At 52.4% G+C, this 2868-nt stretch carries 3 protein-coding genes; all 3 read left to right on the top strand.

The genetic code is table 11. The annotated features are described in order from the left end of the window. Nucleotides 1-1166 (top strand): L-serine ammonia-lyase (locus ABYW01_RS18340; protein WP_372835635.1); only part of this gene is annotated, 1166 nt, incomplete at its 5' end. A 194-nt stretch (nt 1167-1360) separates the two neighbouring features. After that, nucleotides 1361-2488 (top strand): GlxA family transcriptional regulator, encoded by a 1128-nt coding sequence (locus tag ABYW01_RS18335; RefSeq protein ID WP_372835632.1) that lies wholly within the window; start codon nt 1361-1363, stop codon nt 2486-2488. 106 nt (nt 2489-2594) lie between these two features. Further along, the coding region (locus ABYW01_RS18330; protein ID WP_372835629.1) for a hypothetical protein at nt 2595-2868 on the top strand (274 nt) is incomplete at its 3' end.

Below are 2868 nucleotides of genomic sequence, written 5' to 3'. Positions count from 1 at the left end.
TGGGTGAACGGCCCAGCAGCGTCGATCCAGAGATCATCTTGCCTGAAGTAGCTGCATTGAAAGAGTGTTCCAGCCTTAAGTTACTGGGTGAATACCCGGTTGAGTTTATCTGGTCCCGGGATATGCGCTTGCTCGAAGAGAACCTGCCATATCATCCCAACGCCATGCGCCTGAGTGCCTTCGGTGCGGATGACGAAGTGATCTACGAAAACACCTATTACTCCATCGGCGGCGGTTTTGTGATCGACGAAAGTGAGGCGACCGCTGACGCGCATCTGGTGCCTCAGGTTGAACTGCCTTACGACTTTAACAATGCGGTTGAATTGCTGGAACTGTGTGAGAACAACAAACTCACCGTCAGCCAACTGATGATGGAAAATGAAAAGGTCTGGCGCACCGAACGGGAAGTACGGGATGGCCTGATGGATATCTGGGCCGCGATGAAAGATTGCATCGCCACCGGCTTACACAAAGAAGGTACTTTGCCCGGCGGTTTGCATGTTAAACGTCGCGCTATGAGTCTGCATAAATCGCTGATCCGTTCCACTAAACCTAATGTGATCAGTTCTACATTGAGTGCGATGGATTGGGTCAACCTCTACGCTCTGGCCGTGAATGAAGAGAACGCCGGTGGCGGTCGCATGGTGACGGCGCCAACCAACGGTGCGGCCGGTATTATCCCCGCCGTGTTGATGTACTACATGGAATTCACATCCAACCCAACGGAAGAGTGCGTAGTGGATTTCCTGCTGGCGGCCGCTGCGATTGGCTCGTTATGCAAGAAAAACGCCTCAATCTCTGGCGCCGAAGTCGGTTGTCAGGGCGAAGTGGGTTCTGCCTGTGCGATGGCTGCGGCGGGCTTGTGTGAAGTGCTGGGCGGTACGCCTGCACAGGTGGAAAACGCAGCGGAGATTGGGCTTGAACACAATCTGGGGCTGACCTGTGATCCGGTGGGTGGTTTGGTACAAGTGCCATGCATTGAGCGTAACGCCATCGGTGCGATGAAAGCGATCAATGCGACTCAGATGGCTCTGCGCGGTGATGGTGATCACTTTATCTCGCTGGATAAGGTAATCAAGACCATGCGCGATACCGGTATGGATATGCAGGATAAATACAAAGAGACTTCTCGTGGCGGTTTGGCAGTAAACGCTATCGAGTGTTAGTCCATTGGTAGAGACCCGCCGCTACTTGTTGATTATCAGGTAGTGGCTTCTCTGTTTTCTGCTTATTATTTAATCAATGGCTGGGCGGATTGTCGTGGCCATTGTCGGATCGGGATGGAAGCCCGGATCTGAAATAACAATGATATAAAAGCCGGTCAGCGGTGGCGAAGCCAGAACCGGTTTGGGGTTGATTTATGGTGCGTTCAACGACCGAAACTGTTTCTGAACCAGTCCGTTCGATTGGCTTTCTGCTGCTTAATAACTTCACCATGATCTCTTTGGCTTCGGCGGTCGAAGCCTTACGTATGGCCAACCAGCTTAGCGGCGAAAAGCTGTATAACTGGCATACGCTGACCATTGATGGTCAGCCAGTCAGCGCAAGTGATGGTATCCAGATCACGCCTGATGCCAGTGTTGCAGATCAGGTTGAGCTGGATACGGTGATTGTGGTCGGTGGTGTCAATGTCACCAAGGCGTACAACAAAGCGCACCTCAACTGGTTACGGGATATGGATCGCAAGGGCTGTACCCTCGGCGGTATCTGCACCGGTGCGTATCCGCTGGCAGATGCCGGGTTGCTGGACGGTTATGAGTGCAGTGTGCATTGGGAGTATCTGGCATCGATGCAGGAAACCTTCCCGCACGTGCGTTGTACCAACAGTTTATTCAGTCTGGACCGCAACCGTTTTACCGCCAGTGGTGGCACCGTTGCACTGGATATGATGATGAATATCATCAAGCAGGAACACGGTTACCGCTTGTCTGCCGCCATTTCAGAGATGTTTATCTGTGATCGTATTCGGGATGAAAGCGACCAGCAGAAAGTGCCGCTGCGCCATGTGTTGGGGACCTCCCAGCCGAAGCTGGTGGAGGTGGTTGCACTGATGGAAGCCAACATCGAAGAGCCTATCGAGATGGATGAACTGGCCGAGTTTGTTGATCTGTCGCGCCGTCAGCTGGAGAGACTGTTTCAGAAATACCTCGATTGTTCCCCGTCCAAGTATTACCTCAAGTTACGCCTGTTAAGAGCACGTCAGCTGCTGATGCAGAACACCATGCCGATTATCGACATCGCTGCGGCCTGCGGTTTTGTCTCTACACCGCATTTCAGCAAATGTTACCGCGAACATATGGGTGTGCCGCCAAGTGAAGAGCGTGCCGCGATTAAGAAAGGGCAGGCTCCGGTGGAGCCGGAATCCCAGCCGTCAGTCGTGCGGCGTAAGCTGATCAGCAAACCTCAGGATTCGATCTCTTCAGGGGCGTTTAGTGAAGCCAAGAAAGAGTCGACGTTTGGTTCGGTGAATCTGAAAGGAAAATCCTGACAGACAGGTGTGTACCCGTCTCAGTTTCAGGCACTGTACCTGTCTGTAAGGTGCTTCATTCCTTAACCTGTAGGTCAGTTTTCGATTACAGGGGGAAGCAGGGGATATGAAGATCATTCGCACGTCACAACCGCTTAGTGATCGTGAGCGTAACGCGTATCTGTTCAAGGGTGATCTGATTATATTCTCCAGGATTCCGGCGATGCTTGAGCTTCAGCGGGAGATGGATAGATTGATTCAGGCCCATTTTGGGGAACGATCGTCTCTGTCGGATATGTTCCGATCTGACCTTCAGGGGTTTGTGGCTGAGATGACTCTGTTGCAAGCGTCGTTTTATAAAACCGCCCGGATGTGTGATCTCTTTAAGGAAGCGCTCGAGC

The organism is Pontibacterium sp. (assembly GCF_041587635.1).
In the GTDB taxonomy this organism is placed as follows: Bacteria; Pseudomonadota; Gammaproteobacteria; order Pseudomonadales; family Balneatricaceae; genus Pontibacterium.
Note: the sequence above shows the minus strand (reverse complement) of the source record. Positions and strands in the feature narration are given on the sequence as shown.